Below are 5,616 nucleotides of genomic sequence, written 5' to 3'. Positions count from 1 at the left end.
GCGGCCACTGGCGTCGGCGGCATCATGCGCGACGTCTTCACCATGGGCGCCCGCCCAATCGCGCTGCTTAACGCCCTGCGCTTCGGCGATCCCAGCCACCCCAAGACCAAACGCCTCGTGTCCGGCGTGGTCTCCGGCATCGGCGGCTACGGCAACTGCGTGGGCGTGCCCACCGTGGCCGGCGAGACCAATTTTCACCGCGGCTATGACGGCAACATCCTGGTCAACGCCATGTGCGTGGGCCTGGCCGACGCGGACAAGATCTTCTACTCCGCCGCCCCCGCCGCGGGCCTCGCCGTGGTCTATTTCGGATCCAAGACCGGCCGCGACGGCATTCACGGCGCCACCATGGCCAGCCAGGAGTTCGACGACGCCTCCGATGAAAAGCGCCCCACCGTCCAGGTTGGCGACCCCTTCGCCGAGAAGCTGCTGATCGAGGCCACACTGGAGCTGATGGCGTCCGGCGCGGTCGCCGCCATCCAGGACATGGGCGCGGCCGGTCTGACCTCCTCCTCCGTGGAAATGGCCGGCAAGGGCCAGGTCGGCATCGAGCTCGATCTCGACATGGTGCCCCAGCGCGAGGAGGGCATGAGCGCCTATGAGATGATGCTGTCGGAGAGCCAGGAGCGTATGTTGGCGGTGCTCAAGCCTGGCCGCGAGCATGACGGCCATGCGATCTTCGAAAAGTGGGGTCTGGACGCCGCCGTGATCGGCTGGACCACCGATACCGGCCACATCGTGCTGAAGCACAAGGGCGAGATCGTCTGCGACATCCCGCTGGCGCCGCTGGCGGAAGACGCCCCACTCTACGACCGTCCCTGGGTCGCACCGACGCTGCAGCCGCGCCTGACGCCGGACGATGTCCCCGCCCCCGAGGACTGGAAAGCCGCGATCCTGACCTTGATGAGCGCGCCCGACATGGCCTCAAAGCGCTGGCTCTGGGAGCAGTACGACCGCCACGTGATGGCCGACACCCTGGAAGACTCCGCCACCGGCGCCGACGCCGGTATCGTGCGCGTGCATGGCGGCCGCAAGGCGCTGGCCATGACCTCGGACGTCACCCCGCGCTATGTTCAGAATGACCCCTATGAGGGCGGCAAGCAGGCCGTCGCCGAGGCCTGGCGCAACCTGACAGCCGTCGGCGCCGATCCCATCGCCATCACCGACAACCTCAACTTCGGCAATCCCGAACGCCCCGAGATCATGGGCCAGATCGTCCGCGCCATCGACGGCATGGCCGAGGCTTGCCGCGTGCTGGACTTCCCCGTCGTGAGCGGCAACGTCAGCCTCTATAACGAGACCAATGGTGCCGCGATCCCGCCTACGCCCACGGTCGGCGGCGTCGGCATCCTGCCCGACTATGCCCGCCGCGCCGACTTCGCCTCGATGCAGGCAGGCGACGTGCTGGTGCTCGTGGGCGCCACGACCGGCGAGCTGGGCGCATCCATGTATCTGCGCGAAGTGCTGGGCCGCGAGGATGGCGCGCCGCCCCCCGTTGACCTGGCTCTTGAGCGTCGCACCGGCGACATGATCCGCGCACTGATCCTGTCCGGCGACCTGCGCACGGTCCACGATCTCTCCGACGGCGGCCTGGTCGCCGCCGCGGCCGAAATGGCCCTGGCGTCCAATGTGGGCCTGGCGCTCAACGTCCAGGGCGACATCGCCGACCACGCCGCCTTCTTCGGCGAGGACCAGGCGCGCTATCTCGTCGCCCTCGGCCACGATGCGCTGGAGGCGCTGGACGCCGCCGCCGAGGCCGCCGGGGTCGCCTATGCCATCGTCGGTCAGGCCGGCGGCGATGAGGTTTCCCTCTCGGGAGCATCGGGCTTCATCACCGCCGTTGATCTGGAAGACCTGCGGGCCAAACATGAAGGCTGGCTGCCGGGGTTCATGGGGGAATGAATAGAACGCGGAGGGAATGGGCTATGAATCACCCCACCCTCGGCCCGCTCGCCGAGAAACCCCACGTCGCCGCGGCCCTGGCCCTGATCGGCCAGCCGGGCTCTCGCGACCAGATCCCTACCCCCGCCGCCGTTCTCGACCTTGACGCCTTCGACCGCAATGTCGCGAAAATGGTCGGGCGCGCTGCGGCCGCCGGTCTGGCGCTCAGGCCGCACTCCAAGTCGCACAAATGCGCCACCCTGGCCCACCGCCAGATCGCCGCAGGTGCGGTCGGTATCTGTTGCGCCAAGCTGGGCGAGGCCGAGGCCATGGCGGCCGCCGGCGTCGGCGCCATTCTGGTCACCTCGCCTGTCGCCGGCGCGCTGTCCGCCAGGCGTGCCGCCCATCTCGCGGCGATCCTGCCGGACTTTCGCATCGTGTTGGATCACGTCGGTGGCGTCGCCGAGCTGGCCGCCGCCGCGACGTCCCCGATCCAGGTGCTGATCGACGTCGATCCAGGCCTCGGCCGAACCGGGGTCCACGACGCCGAACAGGCCGCCTCGGTCGCGCGCGCCATCGCCGCCCAGCCAAACCTGCGGCTCATCGGCGTCCAGTGCTATGGCGGCCAGTGGCAACACTTGAAGGGCGCCAATGAGCGCGCCGCCGCCATCGCTGAGGGCATGGCCCGTCTGAAGACCATCCTGGCCGCCATCCGCGCCACCGGCGCCGCGCTCGACGTCGTCACCGGCGGTGGCACCGGCAGTTTCGCCGCCGACGCCGCCCAGGCCGTACTCACCGAGGTCCAGCCCGGCTCCTTCGCCTTCATGGACCGCGACTATCGCGAGGCGCTCAGCTCTGACCCCGACGGCGCTTTCGAACAGAGCCTGAGCATCGCCACCACCGTGATCACAGACAATCATCCAAAGTGGGTCACTGTCGACGGCGGCCTGAAGGCCTTTTCCACAGACGGTCCTTTGCCCGAGCCCCTGACCCCAAAGGTCGCGCGATCAAAGTTTCACTTCTTCGGCGACGAACACGGCCTGCTGATGCGACCCGACGGCCAGCCCCTCGTGCGTGGCGAGCGCATCGCCTTCGCACCCGGCCACATCGACCCCACCCTTGATCGATACGACCTGCTGCATCTGGTGCAGGGCGACATACTGGTGAACATTGTGCGTATCGAGGCGCGTGGGGCGTCACAGTAGCGGCTTCGGGAGACGTTCAATGTCACGCATGGCAGCAACGTTGATCCTGATGGCCATGATGGCCGCCGCCCCGGCCTACGCCCAGCAATCCGAAATGGAAAATCTCCAGGCCGGCGGTGACGCCCTGCTGGCCAACCACCGCGAGACCACCCAGTACAGCATCGACCGCGCCACCCAGGCCCTTCAGGCGCGAGACTACAAGACTGCCCGCCGCTTCGCCTCCAGCGTCGTTCGCGCCGATCCCAAACGCATCGAGTCGTGGAAGCTGCTGGGCGCCGCCCAGATCGGGCTACAGGACTGGAGTGGCGCACGCCGCAGCTACACCGGCGCGATCCGCATCACCCCCGGCGATCCGGAGTCCCGCGGCGGCCTGGGCGTGGCGATGGCTCGCCTGAACGACCCCAAGGCCCAGGAACAACTGATCTGGCTCACGGCCAGGGTTGCGGCCTGCACGTCGAGCTGCGCCGCGCTGGAGGGATACAAGCGTGAGGTCGATGCGGCCATGGCGGCTGCGGCTGGCCCGTCGCAATCGCATCGCTAGGCGCCGTCTTCGAACAGGAAGATGTCGGGCGCGCTCACGCCGCGTGCCAGGGATTGATAAGCGCGACCGACGTGGTCGCGAAATCTCTGCCATTCCGGCTCGCAAGGGCACAGTCATGTTCCAGCGCAATCGCGGCGATCTGGGCGTCGGGAATGGCCATGTTGTGGCCGCCGCGGCGCGCGTTGGCCATGATCTCGCCGTACAGCATCGCGGTGTTGGACGTGAACCCGGGGCTTCGATCCGCGAAACGCAGCCGCCATTCGACCAGCCGCTGGCCAAGCGCATTGCGGCGCGCGCCTTCCGGCAATTTCGCAATGCCAAAGGCGAGTTCCGCAACCGCGATGGCGGGTAACGCAGCGTCCCCGTCATTCAGGGAAAACCATCGTGCCACGTCAGGGTCGGGGTTCTCCCGCATCAACTCCGAAATCACATTGGTATCGAGCAGGATCACAAATCAATGCCGTGATGCGGCGTCCGGTTCTCGTCGACAGACGCCTGGAGCGCGTCAATATCTGCATCGCGGAGCACGTCCGCCCCAATTGCCTGCAAGCGCCGCAAGAAGGCCTGCGGAGACTCCGGCTGCTGCCGCTTGCTCGCATATTCGTTGAGCGCATCCTCAACGATCGCATGAATGGGTCGCTGCTCCCGCGCCGAGAGTTGATGCGCCAGGTCGCGGGCGCGGGCGGAACGGACTGAGAGTTGGGGCGCGGGCATGGACGAGAGATAGGCCCGTGATGGCATGATGGCAAGGATGCTGCGTACGATCCGACCTTGGGGTTCGACGCCGTGCGAACCCAGGTCTGGCCAAGCTTTGCCTAGCCTTTAGACACGCTCCGCCCGTTTTCGCCCAACGTATCGGTTTGTGCCGCCGCGAGGCCGCCAGACCCTCCCGCCAGGGCCCGGGCTCTGGTCCTCCTGCCTCCAGTCACGATTGAGCAGGGGGTTCATTTCATGGAATCGGGTCGCCAGACGCCGACGCGCCGGCAGCTTCTTCACGCCATCGGCCTGATGGGCGGCACAGCGGCCATGTACCAGATGATGACCACCTTTGGTCACGCGGCCGAAAGCCGTTTCCTTGGCCCGCCCAACCTGACCGGCGCGCGCAAGGGGGCCTCGGTGGTCGTGCTGGGCGCGGGCCTGGCCGGAATGCTGGCGGCCTACGAACTGGAAAAGGCCGGCTATAGCGTCCGGATTCTCGAGTATCAGGACCGACCCGGCGGGCGGAACTGGTCGCTGCGCGCCGGCGACAAGTTCACGGAAATGGGCGGCGCCACCCAGACCGTGAATTTCGCCAAGGGCAACTTCTTCAATCCCGGACCCTGGCGGATCCCGCACCACCACAACACCCTGCTGCACTACTGCAAGAAATTCGGCGTGAAGCTGGAGCCCTTCATCCAGTTCAATCACAACGCCTATGTCCACAACATCGATGCTTTCGGCGGCCAGCCCCAGCGCTTCCGGTCCCTTGCCGCCGACTTCGAGGGCAATGTGGCTGAGCTGCTGTCCAAGGCCATCGACCAGAAATCCCTCGACACCAAACTCTCGCCGGAAGACGTCGACCGCTTCAAGGAGGCGCTGCGCAGCTGGGGCATGCTCGACGAGGACATGAAGTACGCCAGGAACCTGCGCTCCTCCAGCCACCGGGGCTTCGACCTGCCCCCCGGCGGCGGCGTCAACGGCGCGCCAAAGCCCTCCGATCTGTTTCCGCTGGATCAGGTGGTGAAGTCCGGTATCGCCAACAACATGTCGTTCTTCATGAACGACGAGTTCCAGACCACCATGTTCCAGCCGGTGGGCGGCATGGACATGATCGGCAAGGGGTTCGCGAAGCAGGTCGACCGCCTGATCACCTACAACGCCAAGGTCACCAGGCTGATGCAGGACAAGTCCGGTGTCAGCGTCACCTACACCGACATCGTCAAGGGTGGGACCACCACCACCAAGGCCGACTTCTGCGTCTGCACCATCCCGCTCACCGTGCTCAGCCAG

The 5,616-nt window shown here is 66.8% G+C and carries 6 protein-coding genes; 4 read left to right on the top strand and 2 right to left on the bottom strand.

Annotation, left to right across the window (positions count from 1 at the left end):
* From purL to ACIQ42_RS15340, 3 genes are all read left to right on the top strand, one after another.
* A partial coding sequence (gene purL / locus ACIQ42_RS15350; protein WP_397423123.1) for a phosphoribosylformylglycinamidine synthase subunit PurL occupies positions 1 to 1,902 on the top strand: 1,902 nt, incomplete at its 5' end.
* Positions 1,903 to 1,925: 23 nt separating this feature from the next.
* A complete protein-coding gene (locus ACIQ42_RS15345) occupies positions 1,926 to 3,086 on the top strand; it encodes an alanine racemase (protein WP_397423122.1) in 1,161 nt (386 codons plus the stop codon).
* 19 nt (positions 3,087 to 3,105) lie between these two features.
* On the top strand, positions 3,106 to 3,627 hold the full coding sequence (locus ACIQ42_RS15340; protein ID WP_397423121.1) for a tetratricopeptide repeat protein: 522 nt from the start codon (positions 3,106 to 3,108) through the stop codon (positions 3,625 to 3,627).
* A gap of 34 nt (positions 3,628 to 3,661) precedes the next feature.
* Here ACIQ42_RS15340 and ACIQ42_RS15335 read toward each other — a convergent pair whose 3' ends face one another.
* Both ACIQ42_RS15335 and ACIQ42_RS15330 read right to left on the bottom strand, forming a co-directional pair.
* Entirely contained in the window at positions 3,662 to 4,078 is a 417-nt protein-coding gene (locus tag ACIQ42_RS15335) for a type II toxin-antitoxin system VapC family toxin (protein ID WP_397423120.1), read from the bottom strand.
* Positions 4,075 to 4,341, bottom strand: a complete 267-nt coding sequence (locus tag ACIQ42_RS15330; RefSeq protein WP_397423119.1) for a type II toxin-antitoxin system VapB family antitoxin — start codon at positions 4,339 to 4,341, stop codon at positions 4,075 to 4,077. The genes ACIQ42_RS15335 and ACIQ42_RS15330 overlap by 4 nt, the downstream gene beginning before the upstream one ends.
* 237 nt (positions 4,342 to 4,578) lie before the next feature.
* Between ACIQ42_RS15330 and ACIQ42_RS15325 the strand changes: the two genes are divergently transcribed.
* The coding region (locus tag ACIQ42_RS15325) for a flavin monoamine oxidase family protein (protein WP_397423118.1) at positions 4,579 to 5,616 on the top strand (1,038 nt) is incomplete at its 3' end.

Origin of the sequence: Phenylobacterium sp. (genome assembly GCF_044372605.1) — a bacterium.
Taxonomy (GTDB): domain Bacteria; phylum Pseudomonadota; class Alphaproteobacteria; order Caulobacterales; family Caulobacteraceae; genus Phenylobacterium.
The sequence above is the reverse complement of the archived record's forward strand: the minus strand, read 5'-3'. Positions and strand labels throughout refer to the sequence as shown.